The following is a 25011-nucleotide window of genomic DNA, read 5'->3' as shown; positions in this document are numbered from 1 at the left end:
CGAAGCCCGTCATGTATCCGCAGTATCCGCAGTGTGCTGGTCTGCACATCCCGAACCACACCGGAGCCGGCGCGACCACGCGACTCCAGAGCCACCACCGCGGGCGTGGCCAAAAAGTCCCAGGTAAACATGACGGCACATGTCAGGTATCTCCTCGTACGTTCGTGGGGCACAAACATGCGGCTCGGCACCAGAGCGAGCACCAGCCAATCCACATTGCAGGAAGGGAGCGACATGTCGAACTCATCAGCCGACATGCACCTCGAGCGAACCCCGGACGAGCGTTTCGAAGGCCTCGTCGACTGGCCGTACGAGCCGCACTACGTCACGGTCGGCGACGGTCTGCGGATGCACTACGTCGACGAGGGGCCGGCCGACGGTCCGGTCGTGGTCCTCGCTCACGGCGAGCCGTCCTGGGGCTATCTGTACCGCAAGATGATCCCCGGCCTGGTGGCAGCGGGCCGACGGGTCCTGGTCCCGGATCTGATCGGCTTCGGCCGCTCGGACAAGCCGGTCGACCGGGCCGCGTACACCTACGAGTCCCACATCGCCTGGACCGGTGACTGGCTGGACCAGCTCGGTCTCACCGACATCACCCTGTTCGGCCAGGACTGGGGCGGCTACATCTTCAACGTGCACGTCGGGCTCACGCCCGACCGGTTCGTGGCCGTGGTCGCCTCGAACACCGGTCTGACCGACCCGGATTTCATGGCCTCACTGACCGAGGAGCAGTTCGCGCAGGGATTCAGCGCGTTCCTGGAATGGCGGGAGATGTCCGAGGCGCCCGACCTGACCGCTTCGCGGGCGGTGGCCAGCGCGCTGAGCGTGAGCGGTGACGTCCTGACCGAGGAGGAGGCCGCCGCTTACGACGCCCCCTTCCCCTCCGAGCGGTACTTCGCCGGGGCACGGCAGTTCCCGCACCTCGTCACGCTCGAGACCCCGGAACCGCTCGCGGCGACGCTGCGCAGTGCCTGGGCCGGGCTGGAAGCCTTCGACAAGCCGTTCCTGACCGCCTTCGCCGAACACGATCACATCTCGCGCCCCTTCGAGGGAATCTTCCAGGCCCGCGTCCCGGGTGCGAAGGTGCAGAAGCACGTGACGGTTCCCGACGCAGGTCACTTCCTGCAGGAGCAGCAGCCCGACCTGCTGGTCGAGGCCATCCTCAGCCTCGGCTGACAGCCCACCCGCACGCCACGCCCCACACCCAGCGGCCCACGCGAGTGGTGTGGGGTCGTGGCGGAGACCGGCCACACCCCTGCCGGGAACGAGGTCCGCCGGGGTTGCTCTGTATGCGGATCATTGCGGCTGCAGCCGATGTTCGCCGAGGCCGCCCGGCAGGGCATCATGCCCGCCATCGCGATGAGCGACCACGGCAACATGTTCGGTGCATACGAGTTCCAGCAGGTCGCCGAGGGCTTCGACGGCGTCAAGCCGATCACGTCCGCCGCTACTTCAAACCGTCGCCCGAAGCGATCTCTGAGCTGACCAGCCTGCTCGCCCCCGGCAACGCGCGCCGCTGACCCTGTTGCCGCATAGAGCATTCTTCCGACAGGCACCTCTCGCAGTCGAGAACTCCGGGCGGAAAGAGCTCACTGGCGCGGAATGAGGACAACACGCTCAACACGCACGCCGTGCTGTTCGACGGGACAAAGGCGGCTCTGGTGATCCTCGGCACGGGTGTCGCGCTGGGGGCCGCTGCGGTGAAGGCCGCGCCGCATGTCAAGAGCGGTGCGTACGGGACGGCGCTCCGTCGTACGCCGCGTACGCAGCGGCTTGTGCATCATCGTGCGCTCGCAGACCGCGACGGCGAGTTGGAGATCCTTTACTCCGCCGCCACCTACCCGCAGGTCCAGCGCGCGTTGCTGCCGGACAGCGTCGTCGCCGTCCAAAGCCGCCTCAACGGACGCGACGGGAACGTCAGCCTCGTCGGCCAGGAACTCGCCGTAGTGGACATGTCGTCCGCCGAGAGAAGCGGGAAGCCACCGTAGGGCGATGTGACATACCGCGAGTCCAGCTGAGTCCCGCCGACCCGACGTCAGCAGCAGCCGACGGTTCCAGACCCCGCTCCGGAAGTCCCCCATCCTTCGGCTCGGGTGGCGGCCTGTCAGGGTGGCCAGGATCAGAGCCCGCCAGGCTTGCCCACTGCGCAGGCGAATACCGCAACTCGAATACCGACGCTTCACCAGTGCCCCGACACCACGCCCGAAGGGCTGACCGGCGGCGTCACCGGCGCCCCTGGCCTCGCCGGCCCCGCTGCTCCTGGGCCGCTACGACGCGCTTGGGCACCTGCGGCTGATCGCGCGCACCACGCTCCTTTACACCGCCGTACGCCGCACCCTCGCACCGCGGCTGCACCAGGCTGACGCCGATCACCCCTGGCAGGGGCGCCACTTCAGCGTGGGCCGGGGCACCCGCGGCGAGCTGGAGTACCACCCGGTGCGCCTCGACCTGGTGGCCGAGTTCGAGGCCGATACCGCTGTCCACGAGGGCCGTTGCCGCGGCTGCTTGCCAGCTGGCCGCGGACGCCACGCGGGCCGGATCGGACACGTCGGGCCCCGTCCGCCGACGGGACCGCAGACCGACCGCACTCCGCACCTGGGCACGCCGAAGACTGTCGTGCCGCTTCGACCTGCACCCTTGGACCTGGGTTCTCCGGAGGCCCGCACGAAGACCACCGACGATCTCGCGTCCACCGCGATCAGCAGGGTCAGAAGCCGTTGCGCATCCACCGTCAGCGACGGCGCGTCGAGCCCTGAGCTTTCCACGCGGTTCATGCTGGTCAGGGCGCTCGCTCATACGGCGGAAGCACAGTGACGTGTGCACCCCGAGCCTGCCTTTTCAGGGCTTCGGGTCGGTGGTGTGGGTACGTAGGTGGTGGGCGTAGTCGCCGGTGTGTTGTTCGGCCCAGTCCTGCAGGTGTTGCAGTGCTGAGGTGACGCCACGGGCGAGGTCTGTCAGGGCGTACTCCACTGTCGGTGGGCGGCTGGCGTGCACGGTGCGGGTGATCAGTCCACCGGTTTCGAGGTCGCGGAGGGTCTGCGCGAGCATCTTGTCGCTGACGCCGCCGGCCCGCCGACGCAGCTCGGACCAGCGTTGCGGGCCGTCCATGAGATCCACCAGGACCAGGGTGGCCCACCGGGCGGTGACCAGGTCGAACAGTTGCCTGCTGGGGCAGGCGGGATTACGGACGTTGCCTCGCGCGCTTTCCTGCACGTGCTCACCTCACCTGAAGGTATGTACTTCCCAGGAGAAAGTAACTCGGTCAGAGTGAGTGGGCCAACCCCTGATCGTCAAGGAGTACCCGTGGTAACCGACGTTGCCGTGACCCCCGCCGCGAACACCGTGACGGTGCTCGGCGGCCCCACAGCCCTGATCCACCTGGCCGGCTGGACGCTGCTGACCGATCCGACCTTCGACGCCGCCGGCACGGAGTACAAAGACGGCCCGGTCGTGGTGCGCAAGACCGCCGACCCGGCGCTGGAGCCCGCACAACTGCCCGCTCTCGACGCCGTCGTGGTCAGCCACACCGGGCATCTGGACAACCTCGACACCGCCGGGCGTACGGTGGCCTCCGGTGCCTCGGAGGTGTTCACCACCGTCGCCGGCGCCAAGGATCTCGGGGGCGCAGCCGTCGGCCTGGAGCCCTGGCAGACCCGGACCCTGTCGAAGCCGGGCCGTACGCCGCTGAACATCACTGCGGTCCCCGCCCGCCACGGTCCGGTCGGCACCGAGGCCATCACCGGTCCGGTCACCGGCTTCCTCCTGCACACCGACGACGGGTCGGCACCGACGGTGTACGTCTCCGGTGACACCGTCGACCTGGACGCGATGAGCGACCTGGCCGGCCGGTACCGCGTCGACGTGGCGCTGCTGCACCTGGGCGCGGCCGGCTTCGAGGAACTCGGTGACATACGACTGTCGCTGACCGCGATCCAGGCCGTCGAGGCCCGCCGCCGCCTCGGCGACCCCCTCGTGGTGGCCGTGCACGCCGAGGGCTGGGCGCACTACACCGAAGACCGCGACCACGTCCAGCAGGCCTTCGACGCCGCCGACGCCCCCCTGCACTGGCCCACCCCGGGCCGACCCCTCACCCTGCCGGACCCGCACACCCACTGACACCTCACCCAGCGCCGCCGACGCTCTGACCCGCTCCTCCCACGCCACCGGAGACGCGGGAGCGGCTGCGGCCACCGCACTGTACGAGGGCCTCGCCACTGTGCCGGACGAGATCATCAGCGCGCACAAAAGCGCCCCGCAGCTTCTGGGGCTGACGCCGCGCACCGCCGGTCAATGGCTCATGCAGATCGGCCTGTAACCGACCCGGCCGTCCGCAACGAAGAAAAGGAAAGAACATGACACCCGAAGTCGTGCACGAACGCTTCGCCCAGTACCTCAAGGACCGGGACCTCGACGGATTGGGTTCCCTGTTCGACGAAGACGCCATGTTCGTACCGGGACCGGGACAGCAGCCGGTCTACGGCAGGGAAAGCATCAAGGAAGCGCTGAAGCCCTACCTCGCCTCGCCCAGCACCATGGAGGTGGGGGCCACGTCGGTCCATCAGAACGGCGACCTGGCGATGGTCCAGCCGTCCTGGCGGATCACGGGCGAGAGCGGCGTTGTGGAAGGAAAAGCGGTCGAGGTGATGAGGAGGACGAGCGAGGGGGACTGGGTCTACATCATCGACAACCCCTACGGCGTCTGATCTCGTCATCCCGGCATCACCGTCGGGCGACGGAGCCTCGTCACGGCAGCGGCGGCCGTATCGACTTTCTCGATGCGGTCGCCACTTGCGTTCCGGCGTCGATGCCACGGTCATGATCCGGTGTGGTCCGGGCGCAGTTGGCTGCTGAGGGTGCGCAGGTCTTCGACGTGGCGTTGTGCGGTGAAGGCTCCGCTGCCGGCGGTGAACAGGTCGGTGCCGGCGAAGTCCACGCGGGCACCGGCTGTCACGGCGCCGAGGAAGGCGGTGCGGCGAACCGCCGGTACAGCAGTGCTTCGTCGGTGCCGACCGGGGTCCGGCATCAGGCCGGTCAGCGCTGTGCGGGCGCGGTTCAGTTCGGCCGGGCCGCCGGAGACGGTGGCGGTGATCTGACGGCATTCGCAGGGAGCCGTGGCCACGAAGCCGTCGTCCACGCCGACACGGCGCTCACCCCGGCGGCCCGCAGACGCTGTTCGGCCTGTCTCCGCACCTGCCTCATGTTGGGGACCGGAGCCTCGATGGCGAGCTGGTCGGGCCGTCCTCCCCACGGCGAAGTGGCGTCCAGGGTGAGCAGGGCGCTGAATCCGGCGACGAAACCGGCCACACCGTGATCCGAAAACCGCTGAGGGCAGGGGGTGTGCGGGACTGCCAGGAGGTCGGGCGGGCTCTGGCCTCGGCCTCGGCCTGACCGTCGTGAGGGATGTCGCGAGGTCGCACGGCGGCACCGTCTTCGCATGCCAAAAAGGGCGGCGGCGCGGAAGTCTGGTTCAGCGCGAACGGCTCACGACTGGTGCGGCGGGCCGTCCGGAATCGGGGCCGGCTGGACGACAGCAGGGGGCAGTCACCGGGGGGACTCCGGCGCGACTGCCGGTTGTTCGGCTTCGGAACGAGACGGGACGCCGATGCGCAACTGCCCGGGCCGCTGTGCTCTGTCTGTGCGGGCCAGGGTGAGCGCGGCGCTCATGGCCAGAACGACGAGGGCGGCGCCCGAGAGGAGGAAGGCGTCCTGGACTCCGGTGAGTGCGATGGTGGTCGAGGCCACGAAGGGGGAAACGGCCAGGGCTCCTGCCACTCCGGCCTCCCACAGACCCAACGCCTTCGCCAGATGGTGACTCGGTATGCGCTGCTGCACCAGCGCGATCAGCGGGATGTCCGTGAGGGCCGAGGCCAGCCCGGTGGCGATCAGGAGCACTGCGGCCCCGGCTGTGGAGGTGACGATTCCGAGCGGCGCACGGAAGATTCCCAGCAGGGCCCAGGCCAGCACCGCCGCCAGGGCGAGTCTGCGCATCCGCAGGCCGGCCAAGAGGAGCGCCCCCGCCACTTCGGCGACCCCGGCGACGCCCAGCAGCAGGCCGTAGCGGCCGCCCTGCCCCACGACGGCGACCAGCCCCACCGTCAGGAAGCCACTGGTCAGAGCGAGGGCGAGCACGAAGGTCACGATGACCACCAGCACGTCGGGAGCGGCCCGAACGGCCCTGAGCCCGGCGGCGAGATCGGCCCACAGACCCGCCTGGCCGACGGCCAGGACGGGGCGGGCCACGCGGATGGCGGCCACGGCGCCCGCCGAACCGAGGAAGGTCAGTCCGTTGACCACCAGCGCCGCCCGCATGGAGCCGTAGGCCAGCAGCGGTGCGAGCATGAGCGGGCCGACGAAGAAGGCGGCCCGGAAGGCGACTTGCAGCAGCCCGTTGGCCTGCTGCAGACGGTCGGCCGGGACGATCTGCGTAACGATGGCGTTGCGGGCCGGGGCGAACGGGGCGCCGATCAGGGCCAGCAGCGCCGTTGTCACCACGAGCAGGGACAGGTTCAGCAGGCCGAGGGAGAGCAACACCGCTGCCACCGCCACCACGGCGACCCGGGCCAGATCGGTGGCGATCATCAGCTTGCGGCGGTCGTAACGGTCGGCATACGAGGCGGACACGAACGTGGCCAGGAACGCGGGCGCGAACGCGGCCACGCTGACCACGGCGACGGCCGTCGGGTCCTTCGTCAGCGACCAGGCCAGCCAGGCGGTCGCCGCGGTGTACAGGCCGTCGCCGAAGCGTGAGACGGCCTGGCCGACGAAGAGAAGCAGGAAATTGCGGTCCTTGAGCAGTGACATGCCGCCACTGTCGGATCTCCTCGGGCACCTGATCCACTTATTAGGCAGATGGCTAATCAATGGGGTCGGTGGTATGCAGAAAGCTCTCCAGGCTGGGAGCGAGATCCGCCACCTGCCCGGGCAGGAGCCGGTACAGGACGTAGTAGCCCTCACGCCGGCGTTCGAGCAGGCCCGCCTCCGTCAGGACCCGCAAGTGCTTGGACAGCGCGGCCTCGCTGACGCCGACCAGTGGAGCCAACTCCTGGGTGCTGCGCGGGCGTTCGGCGATCAGGCGGAGGGCACGCAGCCGGGTGTCGTCGGCGAGCGCGCGGAGCATGGCGACGAGTTGTGCGGGAGGAATCCTGGGTCGGGCTTCCCGGGCGATCGACGAGACAGGGAACACGAGGCCGAGGGGCCAGGGGCCGTCGCAGTTGACCCGTACGTGCGGCCACACATAGGTACTGGGGGCGAGCAGCAGGGTATCGTCCGGGCCGATGGTGACCTCGTGGTCGTGCGGGCGCTCCAGCCAGAAGCGTTCGGCCTGCCGGTCGCTGCGCACCTCCGGCCACAGGCCGCGAAGCATGCCGTACAGCCCGCGCTGTTCGATCTGGTGCCCGGCCTCGCTCACCCCGGCGGCCAGTTCCGGTTCGATCCGGGCCCATTCCTCCTCGAACGCCTCCCGCCAGTAGCGTTCCAGCATGCTCAGGAACCTTTCGAGGAGTGCGCGGGGTTCGTTCAGGAGCATTGCGGCCATCGCTTTATCGCTTTCCCGCGCGAGACGCTCCCGCAGCAGAGCGCGTACGTCCGGTTCCCGCAGCGCGTGGGGATCCCTGCCCTCGCCGCCGCCCGGCCACGGCGAAAGCAGCGGGACGGCGAACTCCAGCCGGACCAGCTCCGGGTCCGCCGTACGCAGGCCGGCCAACTCGCTGCCGAAGTCCGCCAGCCCACCGGTCGGCCGCGGAAAGAGGAACTCGGGAAAGTACGAGCGCACCGCGTAGGAGAACGCCTCGATCTCCCGCTTCAGCGCCGGCGACAGCTTGCGCATCGCGCGTACCCAGCCGTGCTGGACGGGGTGGTGCTTGGGCTCCACCAGCACATGAAGGCTCAGTACGGCTTCCATCGCCGGCGAGTAGGCGAACCCCACGCGCTCAGCACCACCGGCGGGCACCCGGAAAACAATCGTCATGACTCGTCATCCTCGCCGTCCGGCGTCCCCGGAGGGAGTGTGCCGCGCGAGACGGTGGTCGGCGATGGTGACTGACGATGACCTGTGCGTCGTTCTCACCGTCGGCCTGGCGGGGTCGTGCGGTTCCCGCAGCAGAGCTCGGTGCTGGACGACCGTCTTCTCGACGCCCTCGGCCAGGTTCGAAGCAGATGTGCCATCGGTCCGGGACGTGGACGGCGTTCGGGGCGCCGAGCCGTGCGGCCTCGGCAGAGGCCGTGGAGCGGTCTCGATCGTGCCGTAGTTGTGGCCCTTGCGGAGCGCGAAGTCGTCCATCCCGAGGGCGGCCGGGCGCTCCAGTATCCTCTGCAGGCCGGTGCTGCGTCTCCCGTGGCGGACCGTCAGCCCGTCGACCTGCTCGGCAAACGTCGCTTGCCTGCAGGAACGTTGACCGCAGCGGAAGCGCCGCACCTGTGACTCGATTAGCACCGGGCGCCCGCCGTACGTCATACCGAGCTTGGCCAGCACTCGGGCAGAGCCGAGATTCCGCGGGTCACAGGTGGCGGAGATTCGATGAAGCCCCTACCGAACGAAGCCGCGTGAGAGAAGCCGGCGTCCGGCGATGACGGTCATCCAGTTGGGGCTGACGCGGGACTTTTGTTTCACAACCAGACGAGTCGCCCTTCGGAGACCTCACAGACCGGATGGTTTCCATCGGCGATCTTCGTCAGCATCTCCGCCACGGAGTCGAAATAGTGAGCAAGTGATTCGTATTCACCCGTGATCGTGATCTCACCCACAAACCACCTACCGATACGCCCGTCCCGCACATCGATGAACTTTCCCATCCAGCCGTCCTGGTCCGACAGGAACGGGATCCACTCATTTCGCCAGAACGGATTGTCCGGCTGGTCCGAAGGGTCGAATCCACCGGGCGTAGCACGGTTCGCACAGAGCTTCTCCATCGCCCGGATGCCCAGAAAGAAGCTTCCCTCGTCCGGGAACCCGGCGAAGCCGCAACAGGCCACATCGTCGTCCACACCTTCTTCAGGAAGATCCAGATTGTTCTGCAGCAGCCACGCCCGCAGATCGTGAGGAAGGGGGATACCCATCCGCTCCTCGGCGGCCGCGAGTATCTGATCCGTAGCGGGCCCAGGCAGATCCGCGTGATCGGCCGGCGCGTGCTGTCGAAGAAGATTCATCACGCGGGACCAGCTCGCCACCACACTCATTTCCCTCTGTCCTCTCTGCACGGATGCCCCATACGACTGCGCCACTGCGGGGTTACCGTTCGAAGCGTCGATGCCGGACGCCGTAATCCCGAAGCGCGTGCGCAGAAATCCACAGTGCGGAGCGCCGACGGGAAATCTTCGCAGGGATGGTACTCCGAGCAGGCATCCTGCCTCCCAACTCCTCACGCACACGGCCGCTGTGCCTGGCGGACCCAGCCCTGCCCCTGCGCTTCCTTGCCGAATTCCCCTCGGTCCCCCGGACCAGCCGGCGGGAACGGCCTTGCCCATGCCCCATGGCTGCGCCTTCGGTGGGAGGCATTAACTCTGTTCAACCAGCGGGTGATCGCCCGACGACCCAGGAGCGGCGAATCGTCACTCCACTCCCTGTTCCCCCAACAGCCCTTGTACAGCACACTGTTGGCCCGTGAACCTGAGCAGTGTTCACTTCCCCCTCCCATGGAGACCCCCCACCATGAGAAGACTCATCGGCACCCTCGTCGCCGGCGCCCTGGCGCTGGCCGGGCTCGCTGCCACCGGATCCACTCCCGCGGTCGCCGCCACCTCGGGCACCTTCAACGTCCTCACGTACAACGTCGCGGGCCTCCCGGATGTGCTCAGCTCGGGCAACCCGAAGGTGAACACCCCGTTGATCTCGCCGCGTCTGGGCGCGTACGACATCGTCAACGTGCAGGAGGACTTCAACTACCACGCCGATCTGTACGCGAAGGACAACCACCCGTACCGCACGGCGACCAGTGGCGGAGTGCCCTTCGGGGACGGACTCAACACCCTCTCGGACTACCCGTTCCAGGACTTCGAGCGGGTGAAGTGGAGCAAGTGCACCGGCACCAACTGCCTCACCCCGAAGGGCTTTTCGCTGGCCCGGGTGCGGATCGCCGAGGGCGTCTACGTGGACCTCTACAACGTCCACACCAACGCCGACGACACCGACGAGGCACACGCCGCCCGCCGCGACAACGTCTCGCAGCTCTCCGCGTTCATCCGGGCCAACTCCTCGGGCAACGCGGTGATCGTCATGGGTGACACGAACACCCGCTACACGCGCACACCCGACAACATCCGCACGCTCGCGTCCGAGAACGGGCTGACGGACGCGTGGGTCCAGCTGGTCAAGGGCGGAACGCCGCCGGCCCAGGGCAGTGACCCGATCGTCTGCCCGACGACCGCGCCCACCAACAGCTGCGAGGTCGTCGACAAGGTCCTCTACCGCGGCAGCAAGCTGGTGAACCTCTCCGCGACCCGGTACAACAACGAGTGGGCGTCCTTCCTCGACTCGGCGGGCGGCAACCTCTCCGACCACTTCCCGCACACGGTCGACTTCTCCTGGACGCTGAACTCGAAGCTGCGCGCCAGCGATGTCGTCGGCGGGCCGCACGGCACGGCATTCAACGACTCCGACGATCTCCCGGCGACGCCTTCGCCCCGCACGCTCACCCTGCGCGGCGGCTCCCGCCTCGACGGGCTGTCCCTGGCGCAGGACGGCGGCACCACGCTGGTCCACGGCGGCACCGGCGGCACCGCCACCTCCCTCACTCTCGCGTCCGGCGAGCACCTCACCTCGGTGAAACTGACACAGGGTCAGAAGGACGGCCGCACAAGGATCTTCTCGGCGGCGTTCACGACGGACAGGTCCCGCACCCTGGCCTCCGGTACCGCCACGACGGACACCGCGACGTTCACGGCACCGTCGGGCTGGCAGATCGTTGGCTTCACAGGCCGCGCCGGCGACGAGATCGACCAGCTGGGCGTGGTGTACGCGCCGATCGTCTGACCCGGCCAAGTCCTGGGCTGGGAAGGCTTGTTGTGGGGGGCGGACACCACTGTGCGTGTCCGCCCCCTCCCGCTCAGTCCGCGCGTCCCGGAAAATCAGTCCTCTCCGGGCGCCCCAGCCGGTAGCTTCGGGAGGATGAGTGATCACTACGACGTGCGCGGCTCAGGCCCCGTCCTCCTCATCATCCCCGGCGGCGCCGGACATTCCATGGGCCTCGAGAACGCCACCGCCCTCCTCTCCGAGCGCTTCACTGTCGTGACGTACGACCCTCTCGGCCTCGCCCACGGCCGACTCGGCGAGCCGGTCGAGGAACAGCGCGTCGAGGGGTGGAGCGATGGCGCGGCGCGGGTGCTCGACGCGGTTCTTCCCGAGGGCGAGTCGGCCTATGTGTTCGGCAGCAGTTCGGGCGCCGTCGCCGCCCTCGATCTGGCGTCCCGGCACCCGGACCGGCTGCGGCACGTCGTCGCGCACGAGCCGCCGGTCGTCGCGGTCCTGCCGGACGCCGAGCGACAGCGGTCGATGTTCACCGAGGTGCGCGACGCCTACCGCACCCAGGGCGCCGAGGCCGCCTCGGTCCGTATGACGGCGGGCATGGAGGAACGGGCCCTCACCGAGGAGGAACTGAACAAGACGTCGGACGCGGCACCACAACCCCCGTCCCCCACCGATGAGTTGGCGACGCCGATGGGCGTCTTCCTCACCCGGGTCCTGGTCCCCTTCACCTCCTACAGCCCTCACCTCGCCGCCCTGTCCGCCGCCTCCCCCCGGCTCACCGTCGCCGTGGGCATCGACTCGGCCGGCCAGCTCCTGCACCGCACCACCACATTCCTCGCCCGCCGCACCGGCGGCGTTGCCCGCCCGTTCCCGGGAGGGCATCTCGGGTTGCTGACCCACCCGGCGGAGTTCGCCGCGCGGCTCAGGGAGACGTTGGTTCCGGTGGGCTGAGGTGGGTGGGTGCCCTGCTGCGGGGACTGGTCGTCGCCCGTCGCCCCTTGAGCGTCGAGCTCCGATTGCGAGCCGCGCGATCCGGCGGCAACCTTTCCCCGCCCTCCGGCAACAGACAGGTATGACCTCAGCACCACTCCCCCGCCCCACCGCCCACCGGCGTACCCACGCGGCCCGCAAGCCCCTGATCGGGGGGCTCGCGGCAGCCGGGCTGCTCGCCGGCGCCTGGTACGCGACCGCCGGGGCGGCGACGACGCCCGCTGCGCCGTCCCTCGCCGTCACGGCCACCGCCGTGACGCTGCCGGCCAAGTTCCCTTATCTGTCCGCCGGTTACAACAACACGCGGGAGTGGACGCGCACGGCGACCGCGGTCGCGCCCAACGGAACTCTGCGGGTCGCGTGGCCGGCGTCGGACGGGGTTCATGTGACCCCGCTGACCTCGGCCGGCAAGCGTGCGGGCGGTGACTCGATCGTGAAGGGCGCCAAGGAGGTCGGGGGGCTGATCGCCCACAACGACGGCTTCGCGCTGCTGACCCGGGTCGCCGACACCAACAAGTGGAAGGAGACGGCGGCGGCCCTCGTCCGCTTCTCCCAGGGCAGGGAGGCCTGGCGCACCAAGCTCACCGGCACCGCCTCCCACGACACGTCCCCGACGCTCGACGGCCAGCTCACCTGGAACGGCACCAAGTACGGCGCCTACTTCGTGGTGCACGGCGCGGGCGGCTTCGCGGACGGCCACTTCGGCGACAAGCTGTCGTACCTCAGCGCCAAGGGCGGGAAACTCAGCGGCGGTTGGGGCTGGGGCTGCTCTCACAACGAGGGCATCGCGCTGCACGCCGAGCCCACCGGCGCCTTCACCTCCCTCTGCTTCGACGACTGGCGTTCGGGTCTGTTCGTGTCGACGGGCATAGGCGCCCCCGACAACGCCCCGGCCGTGCAGCGCGAGCAGTGCTGGGCGGGCTACTGCGGCGGCACGTACGCGGGCCGCACCGGCGACCTGGTGAAGTCGTCCACGGGCCGCTACGCCACCGCCTACGGCTCGCGCGGATCGGCCTCCGCCGCGAAGAACCCGGACGACTCGAGCGGCCGGGGCTGGACGGTGAAGCCGAGGTGGAGCACGCACCAGGTGGCGGTGTCGCTTCTCAAGAACCGCAACTCCCCTGCGGGCAGGGCCCTTTACCTGACGAACGCGCCGGGCACGGAACACGTCAACGTCCGCGTGGCCCCGTACGGCAAGGACCGGCTGCTGGTGTCCTGGGAGTCCCTGAAGAACGCCAGGTGCGCGAGCGGTACCTGCACCGGCACGTTCACGGGCACGCACCTGCGGCTGATCGACTGGAACGGCGCGTTCAAGTCGCCGGACAAGGTCGTGCAGGCGCGTATCACGGGCGACATCGCCGCCCTGAAGGACGGCTCCCTGACCTGGGCGTACGTCCCGGTGACGCCGTCGTACGCGACCCCTCTGACGGGCGCCTCCCCGACCACGGCTTCGCTGCGCATCGCCCGTCTGGCGCACTGAACCACGGGCCTCACCGTACGGCCGCCGACTGTACGGCTGGTCGTACAACTCGTCGTACGGCAGGTCATACGACGGGTCCCGGCGCCGGAGCGGTCCCGGGAAGCCGTCGACCCTGGGACGCCCCGGTTCCGGTCGGGGCGCCCCAGGGGCTCATGCGCGCCCCTACGGGACGCGGGTCTGTGCCGCGGTGCGACTCCGCCACGTGGGCGCGACCGGTGCCCGCCGCCCGGGAGAGCGTCCCTCGGCGGGCGAAGAACCGCGTACCCCGCCGAGCGTCACCTCACCGCGCCCCGGGGAACCAGCCGCTGCGCCACCAGCTCGTCGCGCACCAACTCGGCGTACGCCGTGGCCCCTCGCACCGACGTGTGCGTGTTGTCGCGCTTCTCGTTGTAGAGGTACAGCGCCTTGGAACCCTCCACGCCGAGGGACTCCACCAGCGTCTTCGTCTTCGCCGTCAGGTCGATCAGCGGTACGCCGCGCTCCGCCGCGACCGCGCGGATCACCGCCGGGTGGTCGACGCCGAGGCCGTTGACCAGCAGGGCGGTGCCGTTGTTCAGGGTGCCGTCGGAGTTGAACCAGCGGCGCACGATCGGGGTCACCAGTACCGGTTTCCCTCCTCGCTCGCGAATACCCGCGACAAGCGTCTCCAGGTTCGCACGGTACGTCGGTTCGTCGGTCTGCTTGTCGTTGTGCGCGAGCTGGACGAGGACCAGGTCGCCGGGCCGGATCAGCGGCTGGACGGTCGCGAAGAGCGCCGGGTTGGCGAGGTAGGTGACCGTACTCTCCCCGGAATCCGCGTAGTTGGCGACGGACAGACCCTTGCGCAGATACTGCGGCAGCTCCTGGCCCCAGCCGGTGTAGGGGTCGGCGGGCTGGTCGCAGACGGTCGAGTCGCCGACCAGGAAGATCTGCCGGGTGTGCCGGGCGGCGGGGGTGACCCGGATGTCCGCCAGCGCCGGCGCCGACCCGCCGAGCACCAGGTCGAGGCCGGGGGTGCCCTCGGGGCCGGTCGGTTCGCCCTCGGGCGTACGGACGTTGACGGTGAAGCTGCGGGCCACGCGCTCGCCGGCGGCCGTGCCGGTCTCCGGGAGGAGCGCGCGCCGGGTCTCGCCGGTGACGGCGGTACTCGCGGCGGCGTCGCCGCCCAGCAGCACCCGTACGTCGTACGTGCCCGGCGCCACGTCGAAGTGGCAGGCGGTGGCGGTGCAGTTCTCGATGCCCAGGGCCCGCGGTCCGTGCGAGGGCCGCGCGTGAGCGGCGGCGGGCACGGCGGCCAGGGTGGTGACGGTGCTCAGGGTCACGGCCGCCAGCACAGCTCGGTTGAAACGTCTCATCGCGGTTGCCACAACAGTCCTCCGACGCTCGACAAGGCCCAGCGGCAGGACGGTACATGGTCTGGCAAGCGCTTTCTAGAGTCCTGCACGATTTCACACAACTGCCAACTTCCTTACAACGAAAGCCCTTTCGCAAAATCGATTCAACTGTCACTCTTCCCAACACCGCACGCCGCAACCCGTGTGCGTCCCCCACCCCCCCCCCCACACCCCCACCTCCGAAGGAGGCACCCCCATGTCCGCAGCCAACGACAGGCAATCCGGCAGCTCCGGCATCCACCTCGGCCGTCGTGCGCTCGTCCTCGGCGCCACGGCGACCGCCGCCGGACTCGCCTTCCCGGGCACCGCGCAGGCGGCGACCTTCGGCTACACCGACGACGGCACGAACTACGTCATCGACACCGGCGCCAACCTCGTCTTCAAGGTCCGCAAGTCCAACGGCGACCTGTCCTCGCTGGTCTACCGGGGCACGGAATACCAGGGCTACGGCGGCATGAACTCGCACATCGAGTCCGGCCTCGGCTCCTCCACGGTGACGATCAAACAGTCCGGTTCGACGATCCTGGTCAGCGTCACGTACGGCACGCTGAAGCACTACTACGCGGCCCGCAGCGGAGAGAACAACGTCTACCTGTGGACCAACAAGGCCGACACCTCGGTCTCGGCGACCCGGTTCATCCTGCGCGTCAAGGCCGGCCTGTTCCTCAACGACGAGCCCGACTCGTACACGTACACGAACAGCACGATCGAGGCCTCGGACGTCTTCGCGAAGTCGGACGGCCAGACCCGCTCGAAGCACTACTCGAAGCTGCGGGTCATCGACTACGACTACATCGGCTGGAAGACCGGCAGCGTCGGCCTGTACGTGGTGCGCAGCAACCACGAGAAGGCGTCCGGCGGCCCCTTCTACCGCTCCCTCCTGCGTCACCAGAGCGCGGACGGCGGCGGCCTGTACGAGATCCTGTACTACGGCCAGAACCAGACCGAGGACCAGCGCTTCGGCCTCCAGGGCCCGTACGTCATCGCGTTCACGGACGGTGGCGCGCCTTCCTCGTCGCTGTTCCCGGGGACGCTCACGACCCCCTGGGCGGACTCCCTCGGCATCTCCGGGTACGTCGCCGCCGGCGGCCGGGGCAAGGTCGCGGGCGTCGGGATCACCGGGCGCAACACGGCGTACCCGTACACGGTCGGGATCGCCAACTCGGCTGCGCAGTACTGGGGTTCGGCCCGGTCCTCCGACGGGTTCTTCTCCATCGGGGGTGTCCTGCCGGGGTCGTACACGCTCACGGTGTTCAAGGGGGAGCTCGCCGTGTACACCACCTCAGTGTCGGTGTCGGCCGGTGGCACGACGACCCTCAACTCGATCGCGATCCCGTCCTCGAACGACCCGAGCAACGCGAGCGCGATCTGGCGGATCAACGACTGGAACGGCACCCCGAGCGGCTTCAAGAACGCCGACCTGATGACGTACGCGCATCCGTCCGACGTCCGGGCCGCCGCCTGGACCGGCAATGTGGTGATCGGCAGCGGCAGCGAGACCTCGGGCTTCCCCTGCTATCTCTGGAAGGACGTCAACAGCGGTCTGCTGGTCTACTTCAAGCTGACCGCCGCCCAGGCCGCCGCCGCGCACACCCTGCGCATCGGCGTGACGACGGCCTACGCCAACGGCCGCCCGCAGGTCGTCGTCAACGGCAACTGGACCTCGCCCATCCCCTCCCCGCCCACCCAGCCGAACACCCGGTCCCTGACCAACGGGTCCTACCGGGGGAACAACAACACGTTCACGTACAACGTCCCCGCGAGCGCCTGGCTCACGGACACCAGTCAGTACAACGTGCTGAAGATCAACGTGGTGAGCGGTTCGGGGACGACCTCCTATCTCAGTGCGGGGACCGCGATCGACGCGCTGGATCTGCTGAGCTAGCAACTCCGCTGGGTATGCGGTTCGTTCGCCGCGGGCCCGGTGGGGGCTTGTCGCGCCCGCGTGGCGGAGCCACATATCGGCACAGTCCCGCGCCCCTGACGGGGCGCGGGTCCCCGCTACCCGTTACTGAGGGATCGTCATGTTCCGCGTGTCCACTGCTGGTTGGTTCCGCTGTTGCAGGTGTATGTGATGACGGCGGCCGAGTCGGCGGTGGACGCGCCGTTCACGTCCAGGCACTTACCACTCGCCCGGGAGACGAGCTTGACGTAGGAACCGGAGGTGGTGAGCGACCACTGCTGATTGGTGGCCGACGAACCGCAGTTCTCCTGAGTGACCGTGCCGGCGTTCTCCTGGACGCACAACGAGCTTCCCCGGGTCACCAGTTGGTAATAGCCGCCCGCGACGGACTTGAACCAGTACTTCTGGTTGTTGCCGCCGTTGCAGGTGTACTGCTTGATCTGGGCGCCCGACCAGAGCGACTGGCTGGTGACATCGGCGCACTTGGACGAGTGCCGGGCGATCAGCGTGTTGTACGTGGCGCTGTTGCCGGTGACCGTCCCGGTGGCGGTGTCGATGGTGACCTCGGGGGACCAGGACATGGACATCGTGGTGGACGACGGGAAGCTCAACGGCAGCCACACGTAACGGGAGTCGTTGACCGTACCGCCGAAGGAGTTGCCCCAGCGGTCGCCCATGTAGAGGTACGAGGTGCCCGAACTCCCCTGCACGGGAAGTACGTACGCGGCCTGCGAGCCGAACGTCGTGGAGTCGCCGACGTTGGTCATCGCGGTCCACGGGCCGGTGACGCTGGACGCGGTGGCGTACTGCTGCTGGTTGGGGCTCCAGCCGGTGGCGGCCGAAGTCACCATGAAATAGACGCCGTTGCGCTTGAACAGGGCCGGCGCCTCGCGGTGGCCGTTGTGCCAGGGGTCGGCGACCAGTGCGGCGATGCCGGTGTAGTCGGCGGTGAGCCGGTAGATCTGGAGGTCGTAGTTCTCACGGGCCGCCGAGATCATGTAGCCGGTGCCGTCGGTGTCGACGAACACCGTGATGTCACGGGACATGTGAACGCCCAGCGGGCGGAAGCTGCCCTGCCAGGTGTAGTTGCCGTCGACGGTGTCGGAGACGGCGACGGCCGCGCGGGCCTCGCTGTAGTCGACGCCGTTCTCCTTGTGCATCCACATCACGAACTTGCCGGTGGCCGCGTTGTACATGACCTTCGGCCGCTCGATGTTGGCGGTGGCGAGTTCGGAGGAACTGGACTGGGTCAGGACGTGGTTGCGGAACTCCCAGTTCTTCAGGTCGGTGGAACGGTAGGCGTCCACGTACCGGAAGGTGTTGTCGGCGTTGCGGTTCTCGCCGAACCAGTAGTAGTAGGAGCCGACCTTGATGACCCCGCCGCCGTGCGCGTGCACGGGGTCGCCGTTGGTGGCGGTGAACTGGGTGCCGTTGGTGATGGTGACGGCCGCCGCCTGGGCGGTTCCGGCGGTCGCGAGGGCGCCGGCCAGCGCCAGACAAAGGGCGAGGAGAACCGCGTACACACGTCTCATGAGCCACTCTCCATGGGTGAGCCGACCTGCGTGCCTGTCTGCTGGGTGTCGGCGACGGGGACCCCGAAGTCCGGGGTGCCGTCCGCGTTCCAGCCGAGCTTCTGCACCCGGGTGTGCCGGTTGGGATCGTTCAGCGGGTCGCCGACGATCTCCTTGTACTGCCGTGCGTGATAGACGAGGACGTCGGTACGGCCGTCCTCGGCGACGGTGAAGCAGTTGTGGCCGGGGCCGTACTGCTTGGTCGTGTCGTTGCTGGTGAAGACCGGTGTCGGGGACTTGGTCCAGTTGGCCGGGTCCATGAGGTCGGCGCGGGCGTCGATGGTCAGCAGACCCATGCAGTAGTTGAAGTCGGTGGCGCTGGCCGAGTACGACATGAAGATCCGGCCGTTGCGCTTGATGAACGACGGGCCCTCGTTGACCCGGAAGCCGATGCGCTCCCAGTCGAACTCGGGGGTGGTCAGCCGTATCTGAGGGCCTGTCAGGGTCACCGGGTCGGCCATCTTCGACAGCCAGACAGCGGTGTTGTTGTCCATCCCGGGCTCGTGCTGCGCCCAGGCGAGGTAGCGGGAACCGCGGTGGGTGAACGTGGTGGCGTCGAGGGAGAAGGTCTCCCAGGCGGTCTTCAGCTGCCCGCGCTCGACCCAAGTCCCCTTGAACGGATCGCGGTTGGAGTTCTCCAGGACCCAGATACGGATGTCCCAGATGGCCTCGGCGGGCGCGGACGCGAAGTAGACGTACCACTTGCCGTCGATGTGGTGGATCTCCGGCGCCCAGATGTGCGCGCCCATGACCCCGGTCTCGTGCTTGCGCCAGATGACGGACTCGTCGGCGGTCGCGATGCCGCGGATGGTGCGGGAGCGGCGCAGGATGATGCGGTCGTACTCGGGGGCGGTGGCCGTGAAGTAGTAACGGCCGTCGGTGTGGCGGTGGATGTGGGGGTCGGCGCGGTTGCGCACGAGGGGGTTGACGAACCGGTCGGCGGCGCAGGTGGCCCCCACCGGGGCGGCGGGGGCAGCAGTGGGGGCGGTGGCGGCGTGCGCCACGCCGGGAACGGTCACCAGGGCGCCCGCGGCCAGGGCACCCTTCAGCAGCGTTCTCCGGGCGGAGAGGGTGGGGTCTTCGGACAGGTCATCGGCGCGGCTCATGCGGACTGCCTCTCGGGGGTGGGGCACGAGATGTTGGCGTGTGTGTGTATGTGCGTATGTGGGGGTTGACACGAGAAACGTTCGTAATTACGAACAAGATCAGTCATTCCGAACGCCGAAAAGGTAAGCGTGTGTTACGGCGAGGTCAACGGGTCGGAGGGGACCAAAACCGCTGAGCAACTTTCTGTTATTACCCGCACGTCCGTTCCGTCTCCCGTGACGTGCACAGCAACCCCCCCATCACCAGCCCCGCCCGCCGGACCGTGACGGCCGCCGCGGCCCTCGCGACGGCGACCCTGTTGCTCGGCGCCCCGCCCGCGTCGGCGGCCGGCCCCAGGGACGCCACCGCCGACGTCCTCGCCGGCCGGGACGTCACCCTCACCGGCGACACGGTGGTACGGGTGCCCGCCGGGACGACCACCTACAACGGCGTCTTCCGCGGCGAGGGCACCCTCACCGTGCGCGGCACGGGCACCCTGATCCTGACGAGGGACAGCGACTTCACGCTGCCCAGGTCACGGCAGGGTCAGAGGGTGCGTATCCCCGGCGGCAACCACCCGTACGTCACGGTCACGAACCCCGACCCGCCGTCCGTGACAGTTGAACGGGGTGCCACCCTCCAGTACGGCAACGGCGGCACGACGGGACTGATCGGCCACTTCCCGTACAACACGCCGGCGTTCCGCCTCAACCAGGACAACATCCGCGTCGACGGCACCCTTCGCCTGTCCCTGAAGAGCGCGTACAACCTGGGCACCATCAGCGGCGCCGGACTGGTCACCCAACCCCGTTTCCTCTGGGGCACCTGGGACCTCTCGGGCATCCACGCCTTCTCCGGGGTGATCGACAACGGCACCCAGGTCAACGCGGGACGCCCGGAGTACGCGACCTCACTCCCCCGGGTGCGCAAGGTCCTCAACCAGGGCACCTGGACGGTCGACACACCGCTCGGCCAGACGGTCACCATGGGCATGGACTTCTACCAGCGCGAGTACGGCAGCGACATCAACATCCAGTCCCGCCCGGGCTCGAAGGTGGTCCTCACCGGCCAGTACAGCTGGTCGGACCAGGGCGGCGACACCAACCCCTCGCTCAGCGACCCCGCCCTCAACTGGACGCCCGCCCGCAAGAACGTCAACAAGCGCGGCACCAACATCAAGGGCGCGAACGTCCAGTGGGGCGACGGCACCACCAACAAGATCTTCATGCCGGGCACGGCCGAGACGGTGTACATCAACCTCCTTGCCGCCAGGTCCCGTTCCCTGCTCACCTTCGACTACGACGGCCCGGTGACGCTGGGCGCCCCCATAGGCGGCGGCCGGTTCCACGACACCCTGTCCGCGCCCGGCGCCGGGGACATCGTCATCAAGGGGACGCGCGGCAACGACGTCACGTTCGCCGCCGTCCAGTACTACGACGGGTCGACGACGATCGAGAAGGGCGCCGTCCTGCGCCTCGGCAGCGGCAAGAGGGGCGGCGACGGCGGTCTGTACACCAAGGGTTCGCTCTACAAGGTCGTGAACAACGGCTCGCTGGTGGTACGGAACACCAGCAGGCCGGTGACACTGTCCAGGATCAGCGGCAGCGGATCGTTCACCCAGTCCGGCGCGGCGACGACGACACTGACGGGCAGTGGAGTGACGTACGGCGGGAGTACGACGGTCACGAAGGGCACGCTGGCCCTCCGAGGCGGAGCAACTCTCGCACGCAGCAAGGTCATTCGGCTGACCACGGCGAGCGCGCGGCTGGACACGGGCCCGGCGGGGCTGCGCCTGGGGACCTCTCTCACCGGTTCGGGAAGGGTGACGGGCTCGGTGACGAACGACGGGGTGATGGCGAGCGGGCTGACGGTGACGGGAGCCTATACACAGGGTCCCAAGGGCGAACTCGTCCTGCGGGGAGGGCCGTTGAAGGTCGGCGGGACCGTGCGGCTGGCGGGGGCGGTGGACCTGTCGTCGGCGGGTGTGGCCTCGACCCCGGCCCGCACGATCACGGTGGTCGACAACACCGGGCGAGGGAGGACCACCGGCACGTTCAGCGGGCTGAGGGAGGGCGCCGCGTTGAAGCTCGCCGACACGACGTACCGGATCAGCTACCGGGGCGGCGACGGCAACGACGTGGTGTTGAAGGCGGTCGCCAAGGGGGCTTCGTCGACCGCGGGCTCGGGAGTGCGCTCGGGGTCGGCGGCGGGGACGGGCTCGGCTGTGGGCACGGCCGCCGACGCGAGCACCGACTCCGCCCCGGCGGCGGCCAGTTCGGGCATGGGCTGGTGGCCGTACGCGATGGCGGTGGGCCTACTGGCGGGCCTGATGATCCCGGCCACCCGGCGGGCACGGGGACGCGGGAACGGTCGGCGGCGGGGTGGGCGGCACGCGGCTCAGGGGTGATCGGCGCTCAGGGCCGACTCGGGGCGGGCGGGGCCTGTCTGCCTCGACGTGGGCTGCGCATACTGGGGGCATGGAATTCGCCGTCTTCATGACGCTGCCGGGGCTGGTCATCCTGCTGACCGCCATGGCCTTCGTGGACCAACTGCTCCTGCGGGCCGGGCGGGCCGGTGTGCTGCCGTGGCGGAACAGCGCCCGCCAGGGGCAGATATCGGCGACCGGGTTCGAGCAGCTCCACGCGACCTTCTCGCCCGGCAAGCAGAGCGAACTCAAGGAACGGCAGTCGGCCCTGATCCTGCGCGACGACGAGGAGGACGGGGCGCCGCCGCACCGGACGACGGTGGATCTGGGGGGCGGGGTCGCGGTCGTTCGGCTGCCGCTCTCCCGCACCTCGACCACCGGAACCGTACGCCGGCCACGGGGTAGCTCGATCTGAACCCGGCTCACCGGCAAAGGACTTACCCTTCTTCCGTCCGAGGGCCCGGGACACAACCGGATACCGGATTGCGCACGGCAGTTGTGGTCTCCGTACGGACGGTCAGTCAGCACCGGCTTCGGTACATCGGCGACCCGCCGCATGATGTCGGTGCCGATGAACTGCTCTCGCCCCTCAGGAGACCCCGTGCCTCAATCCGTTCGCCTCGTGGCCGCCCTCACCGCGCCGCGTTCCTTCTCGAGAGCTGATGACGCCCCGTACCTGGCGTATTCGGCCACCGCACGGCTGCTGGTACAGCGGACCGACTCGGAGCTGATCGTCCAGGAGATCGGGTCACGGGCCGCGACCTGGGCCACGGCTCCGGAGGTTTCCTTTCCGGCGCCCTGGCCGCGCCGGTTCGGCCAGGCCACGGTGTCCCCGGCCGGAGACCTGGCTGTGTTCACCGGGGCGCACGCGCTCCGAGCCGTCGACCGGTCGGGGAGCGTGCGCTGGGAGTTGAGGCACCGGTGCTGGGCGGGCTGCGCGGGACACTCGGCGTTCGAGGAGTACGCGGAGGACGGTGATCACCGGTATGCGGGCAGCGGCTCGGCCGCCTTCTCCGCGGACGGGAAACTCGTCTGGGCGCACACGTGCGGCCCACTGGTGCAGGACAGGCCCGACAGCGGTGAGACGGCCGAGGAGTGGCTGGTGATCGACGCCACGGACGGGTCGGTGCTCGCACGAGCCGAGACGGGCACGGTGGCTGCGGGATCGGTGCACGTTCCGTCGCCCGACCCGGGCCGGATGGGCCTGAGTATCGGCGAGGGCCAGGACGGGTCCCCCCTCAGATGGGGCCGCTGGGACGGAGCCAACCTCCTGGTCGATCGCTTCGGCAACGAGGACCGGGCCCTGATGTCGGTGAGCCCGTCCGGCGACCGGCTGCTCACCGTGACCCACTACCAGGATGCCCTGGCCATCCTGCGCGTAGACGACGGCTCCGTGGAAGCCGAGCTCGACACCGACGAGGTCCCCCGGCATCCCGAATCGGAACCCTCGGAACCCGATGACGAGGCCGAGGCCTTCTTCGACTACGAGGGCGGATTCATCGACGAAGCCAACGCCGTCGTCGGGACGGTGGAGAGCGACGAGGAATTCGGTGCGGCGCGTCACTGGCTCGTCGACACCGCTCCCCTGCGGATCGCCGGTGAGCTCGTCTATCCCCATCCGGTTTCCAGCCTGCCAACGGCCCTCGGCGACGGCACCTGGTACACACCGTCCGCAGCCGACAACGCCCTCCATGTCTGGGCCCTGCGCCCGGCGGACGGATCTCATTGACCTGCCTCCGGACGGGGCCCAATTCCGGGTGAAGGAGCCGCAACGCCTCGGCGTTGTGCAGCCCTCGGGCTACCACAGCGCCGCAAGACCGGAGACGGTATGCCGGGAGGACGTGTGGCGCTCGTGCCCCCTGACCGCGACAGACGCCCCCTTCGAATCGTAGGTTCATGCCCATGCGCACAGATCTGCCGTCGATAAACGCAGAGCATCCCCGGAACACCACGCTGCTGGACTTCCTGCGGGCGCAAGGGTCCCCGCCGCACGGACCGAACGACTACGCACTCGGTGAATGGCAGTTGCACACGCACCCCGATCTCCTGGACAGGTTGGCCCAGTTGGCTCCGCATGTGCCCCTCCATGCCGCATACGGCGTCCCGGTGTTGGCCTACGAGGGCATCGCGGTCGCCGCCGCCCTGGGGACCTCCACCCTCCTGGTACGCCTTCCCACAGCACCCTCGAAACTCGAAGTCGGCCTACCGGACCCGTCCCTCGCCGATGACGGATGGCAGGAGATCAATGCCTGGCAGAGCGAACTCCCTTCCGCCGAGGGGGACCGCAGGCTCTCCGGTGTCATCCGAGGAGCCCTTGCCCACACCCGGGACCTCGCCTCGTAGCGGCACGCCCCTCCACGCCCCACGCCCGATTGGTTAGGTGCCGATGTCCTCGCTGAGCCGTCTCCGGCGAACACAACCTGCCTCCGGGAATGTCTGGTAGGCACGGGGTGTGGAGGAACTTGAACGACTCAGCGACATCGAGCAGACCGCGTCCGGCGACGGGCAGCCGATCTGGGCCGCTCAGGGACAAGGCGGCGACAGCCTGGGCCCGGGGGTGCGAGCCTGGAGTCATGGCGCGGCGCTGGCGGTGGCGAGCCCGAGCCCGCGACAGGACCGACTCGCGGTTCGGGGTGACAGTGCCGACGCGGGCGTGCTGGTGCGACGGGTCCTGGACGAAGTCGGCCCGTCCTACCGGCTCTTGGGGGAGGCTCCCCTGATCGATGCGCTGGTGCGCCAGCTGCCCGGCCTGGTACCGGTTCACACCTTCTTCTGGATGGAGACCACCTCCCCCTGTGGTGCTGCTGCCGCGGGCGTGCGATGGCTGGACGCCGGCCAGGAGGAAGAGGCGACGTCACTGTTCGACCGCTTCTTCCCCGACTCCTACGCCCAGCCGGGACGCGCCGGCGTGTGCCGCTGGGCCGGGGTCGCCGGCGAGGTGAACGGCGGCGCCGGGGCGGAGCCGCTGGCGGTGGCTGCCGACGCGTGGTCCGCGGCCGGGTGCGGATTCATGGCAGGGGTGGTCACCCATCCCGCCGCCCGCGGGCGCGGTCTGGCGCGAGCCGTGTGCGGCTTCGTCCTGGATGCCCTCGTCCGTCGCCACGGCCGCGCCGCACTCATGGTGCTCACCGGCAACGCACCAGCCATCGCAACGTATGAACACCTCGGCATGAGCAAGCGCCTGTTCGAGGCAGCGCACATACCGGGCCGGTGACACCCCGGG

General features: G+C 69.1%; 22 protein-coding genes and 2 pseudogenes. 15 read left to right on the top strand and 9 right to left on the bottom strand.

Annotated features, from left to right (window positions below; all coding sequences use genetic code 11):
* Positions 1-234: 234 nt before the first annotated feature.
* The 4 genes and pseudogenes from PV396_RS04215 to PV396_RS04205 all read left to right on the top strand — a co-directional run bounded on the left by PV396_RS04215 (position 235) and on the right by PV396_RS04205 (position 1988).
* Positions 235-1176, top strand: a complete 942-nt coding sequence (locus PV396_RS04215) for a haloalkane dehalogenase (RefSeq protein ID WP_319200396.1) — start codon at positions 235-237, stop codon at positions 1174-1176.
* 123 nt (positions 1177-1299) lie between these two features.
* Positions 1300-1437, top strand: a pseudogene (locus PV396_RS44990) (PHP domain-containing protein); the annotation flags it as partial.
* Positions 1437-1520: pseudogene (locus PV396_RS44955) on the top strand (site-specific integrase); the annotation flags it as partial. The pseudogenes PV396_RS44990 and PV396_RS44955, both read left to right, overlap by 1 nt.
* Positions 1521-1631: 111 nt before the next feature.
* The gene (locus PV396_RS04205) at positions 1632-1988 is read left to right on the top strand and encodes a hypothetical protein (protein ID WP_319200392.1); all 357 of its coding nucleotides are present in this window, start codon (positions 1632-1634) and stop codon (positions 1986-1988) included.
* 235 nt (positions 1989-2223) lie between these two features.
* Here PV396_RS04205 and PV396_RS04200 read toward each other — a convergent pair whose 3' ends face one another.
* Together PV396_RS04200 and PV396_RS04195 are read right to left on the bottom strand one after the other, a co-directional pair.
* Positions 2224-2547 carry a hypothetical protein gene (locus PV396_RS04200; protein ID WP_319200390.1) on the bottom strand — a complete coding sequence of 108 codons (324 nt, stop codon included), beginning with the start codon at positions 2545-2547 and terminating at the stop codon, positions 2224-2226.
* Between the two features lie 291 nt (positions 2548-2838).
* Positions 2839-3213, bottom strand: coding sequence for a helix-turn-helix domain-containing protein (locus PV396_RS04195; protein WP_319200388.1), 375 nt, complete (start codon positions 3211-3213; stop codon positions 2839-2841).
* A gap of 90 nt (positions 3214-3303) precedes the next feature.
* On the opposite strand from PV396_RS04195, the gene PV396_RS04190 reads away from it, so the two are divergent.
* Together PV396_RS04190 and PV396_RS04185 are read left to right on the top strand one after the other, a co-directional pair.
* Positions 3304-4116, top strand: coding sequence for an MBL fold metallo-hydrolase (locus tag PV396_RS04190; RefSeq protein WP_319200386.1), 813 nt, complete (start codon positions 3304-3306; stop codon positions 4114-4116).
* A 236-nt stretch (positions 4117-4352) separates the two neighbouring features.
* A complete protein-coding gene (locus PV396_RS04185) occupies positions 4353-4703 on the top strand; it encodes a nuclear transport factor 2 family protein (protein ID WP_319200353.1) in 351 nt (116 codons plus the stop codon).
* 110 nt (positions 4704-4813) lie between these two features.
* Here the strand turns inward: PV396_RS04185 and PV396_RS04180 are convergent, their stop codons facing one another.
* The 4 genes from PV396_RS04180 to PV396_RS04165 form a co-directional block, all read right to left on the bottom strand.
* The gene (locus PV396_RS04180; RefSeq protein WP_319200351.1) at positions 4814-5134 is read right to left on the bottom strand and encodes a hypothetical protein; all 321 of its coding nucleotides are present in this window, start codon (positions 5132-5134) and stop codon (positions 4814-4816) included.
* Positions 5135-5541: 407 nt separating this feature from the next.
* Entirely contained in the window at positions 5542-6801 is a 1260-nt protein-coding gene (locus PV396_RS04175; RefSeq protein WP_319200349.1) for an MFS transporter, read from the bottom strand.
* A gap of 52 nt (positions 6802-6853) precedes the next feature.
* The gene (locus PV396_RS04170; RefSeq protein WP_319200347.1) at positions 6854-7966 is read right to left on the bottom strand and encodes an ArsR/SmtB family transcription factor; all 1113 of its coding nucleotides are present in this window, start codon (positions 7964-7966) and stop codon (positions 6854-6856) included.
* A gap of 638 nt (positions 7967-8604) precedes the next feature.
* Positions 8605-9174 (bottom strand): SMI1/KNR4 family protein, encoded by a 570-nt coding sequence (locus tag PV396_RS04165; protein WP_319200345.1) that lies wholly within the window; start codon positions 9172-9174, stop codon positions 8605-8607.
* A 472-nt stretch (positions 9175-9646) separates the two neighbouring features.
* Here PV396_RS04165 and PV396_RS04160 point away from each other — a divergent pair, with 472 nt between their 5' ends.
* The 3 genes from PV396_RS04160 to PV396_RS04150 all read left to right on the top strand — a co-directional run bounded on the left by PV396_RS04160 (position 9647) and on the right by PV396_RS04150 (position 13430).
* On the top strand, positions 9647-10966 hold the full coding sequence (locus PV396_RS04160) for a jacalin-like lectin (protein WP_319200343.1): 1320 nt from the start codon (positions 9647-9649) through the stop codon (positions 10964-10966).
* Positions 10967-11101: 135 nt separating this feature from the next.
* Positions 11102-11911, top strand: coding sequence for an alpha/beta hydrolase (locus PV396_RS04155; RefSeq protein ID WP_319200341.1), 810 nt, complete (start codon positions 11102-11104; stop codon positions 11909-11911).
* A gap of 121 nt (positions 11912-12032) precedes the next feature.
* Complete coding sequence (locus tag PV396_RS04150; protein WP_319200339.1) at positions 12033-13430, top strand: hypothetical protein; 1398 nt, start codon at positions 12033-12035, stop codon at positions 13428-13430.
* 275 nt (positions 13431-13705) lie between these two features.
* Here the strand turns inward: PV396_RS04150 and PV396_RS04145 are convergent, their stop codons facing one another.
* A complete protein-coding gene (locus PV396_RS04145) occupies positions 13706-14764 on the bottom strand; it encodes a rhamnogalacturonan acetylesterase (protein WP_319200337.1) in 1059 nt (352 codons plus the stop codon).
* A gap of 235 nt (positions 14765-14999) precedes the next feature.
* Here PV396_RS04145 and PV396_RS04140 point away from each other — a divergent pair, with 235 nt between their 5' ends.
* Entirely contained in the window at positions 15000-16688 is a 1689-nt protein-coding gene (locus PV396_RS04140) for a rhamnogalacturonan lyase B N-terminal domain-containing protein (RefSeq protein WP_319200335.1), read from the top strand.
* Positions 16689-16825: 137 nt separating this feature from the next.
* On the opposite strand, the gene PV396_RS04135 is transcribed toward PV396_RS04140, so the two are convergent.
* Both PV396_RS04135 and PV396_RS04130 read right to left on the bottom strand, forming a co-directional pair.
* Positions 16826-18238 (bottom strand): RICIN domain-containing protein, encoded by a 1413-nt coding sequence (locus PV396_RS04135; RefSeq protein ID WP_319200333.1) that lies wholly within the window; start codon positions 18236-18238, stop codon positions 16826-16828.
* A complete protein-coding gene (locus PV396_RS04130) occupies positions 18235-19383 on the bottom strand; it encodes a glycoside hydrolase family 43 protein (protein WP_319200331.1) in 1149 nt (382 codons plus the stop codon). Before PV396_RS04130 ends, PV396_RS04135 begins: the two co-directional genes overlap by 4 nt.
* A gap of 239 nt (positions 19384-19622) precedes the next feature.
* Here PV396_RS04130 and PV396_RS04125 point away from each other — a divergent pair, with 239 nt between their 5' ends.
* The 5 genes from PV396_RS04125 to PV396_RS04105 all read left to right on the top strand — a co-directional run bounded on the left by PV396_RS04125 (position 19623) and on the right by PV396_RS04105 (position 25002).
* Positions 19623-21770 carry an autotransporter-associated beta strand repeat-containing protein gene (locus tag PV396_RS04125; RefSeq protein WP_416071335.1) on the top strand — a complete coding sequence of 716 codons (2148 nt, stop codon included), beginning with the start codon at positions 19623-19625 and terminating at the stop codon, positions 21768-21770.
* Positions 21771-21840: 70 nt separating this feature from the next.
* On the top strand, positions 21841-22203 hold the full coding sequence (locus PV396_RS04120) for a DUF6191 domain-containing protein (protein WP_319200329.1): 363 nt from the start codon (positions 21841-21843) through the stop codon (positions 22201-22203).
* 186 nt (positions 22204-22389) lie between these two features.
* The gene (locus PV396_RS04115; RefSeq protein ID WP_319200327.1) at positions 22390-23517 is read left to right on the top strand and encodes a hypothetical protein; all 1128 of its coding nucleotides are present in this window, start codon (positions 22390-22392) and stop codon (positions 23515-23517) included.
* Between the two features lie 167 nt (positions 23518-23684).
* Positions 23685-24131 carry a hypothetical protein gene (locus PV396_RS04110; protein ID WP_319200325.1) on the top strand — a complete coding sequence of 149 codons (447 nt, stop codon included), beginning with the start codon at positions 23685-23687 and terminating at the stop codon, positions 24129-24131.
* Between the two features lie 109 nt (positions 24132-24240).
* Positions 24241-25002 carry a GNAT family N-acetyltransferase gene (locus tag PV396_RS04105; RefSeq protein WP_319200323.1) on the top strand — a complete coding sequence of 254 codons (762 nt, stop codon included), beginning with the start codon at positions 24241-24243 and terminating at the stop codon, positions 25000-25002.
* Positions 25003-25011 lie beyond the last annotated feature (9 nt).

This window comes from Streptomyces sp. ME02-8801-2C, assembly GCF_033793965.1.
Classification (GTDB): domain Bacteria; phylum Actinomycetota; class Actinomycetes; order Streptomycetales; family Streptomycetaceae; genus Streptomyces.
The sequence above is the reverse complement of the archived record's forward strand: the minus strand, read 5'-3'. Positions and strand labels throughout refer to the sequence as shown.

Bases quoted from the DNA above. Each gene is read 5' to 3' on its own strand.
- PV396_RS04215 (WP_319200396.1), top strand. From the start codon at position 235: ATGTCGAACTCATCAGCCGACATGCACCTCGAGCGAACCCCGGACGAG.
- PV396_RS04185 (WP_319200353.1), top strand. From the start codon at position 4,353: ATGACACCCGAAGTCGTGCACGAACGCTTCGCCCAGTACCTCAAGGAC.
- PV396_RS04175 (WP_319200349.1), bottom strand. From the start codon at position 6,801: ATGTCACTGCTCAAGGACCGCAATTTCCTGCTTCTCTTCGTCGGCCAG.
- PV396_RS04170 (WP_319200347.1), bottom strand. From the start codon at position 7,966: ATGACGATTGTTTTCCGGGTGCCCGCCGGTGGTGCTGAGCGCGTGGGG.
- PV396_RS04165 (WP_319200345.1), bottom strand. From the start codon at position 9,174: ATGAGTGTGGTGGCGAGCTGGTCCCGCGTGATGAATCTTCTTCGACAG.
- PV396_RS04160 (WP_319200343.1), top strand. From the start codon at position 9,647: ATGAGAAGACTCATCGGCACCCTCGTCGCCGGCGCCCTGGCGCTGGCC.
- PV396_RS04155 (WP_319200341.1), top strand. From the start codon at position 11,102: ATGAGTGATCACTACGACGTGCGCGGCTCAGGCCCCGTCCTCCTCATC.
- PV396_RS04150 (WP_319200339.1), top strand. From the start codon at position 12,033: ATGACCTCAGCACCACTCCCCCGCCCCACCGCCCACCGGCGTACCCAC.
- PV396_RS04145 (WP_319200337.1), bottom strand. From the start codon at position 14,764: ATGAGACGTTTCAACCGAGCTGTGCTGGCGGCCGTGACCCTGAGCACC.
- PV396_RS04140 (WP_319200335.1), top strand. From the start codon at position 15,000: ATGTCCGCAGCCAACGACAGGCAATCCGGCAGCTCCGGCATCCACCTC.
- PV396_RS04135 (WP_319200333.1), bottom strand. From the start codon at position 18,238: ATGAGACGTGTGTACGCGGTTCTCCTCGCCCTTTGTCTGGCGCTGGCC.
- PV396_RS04130 (WP_319200331.1), bottom strand. From the start codon at position 19,383: ATGAGCCGCGCCGATGACCTGTCCGAAGACCCCACCCTCTCCGCCCGG.
- PV396_RS04120 (WP_319200329.1), top strand. From the start codon at position 21,841: ATGGAATTCGCCGTCTTCATGACGCTGCCGGGGCTGGTCATCCTGCTG.
- PV396_RS04110 (WP_319200325.1), top strand. From the start codon at position 23,685: ATGCCCATGCGCACAGATCTGCCGTCGATAAACGCAGAGCATCCCCGG.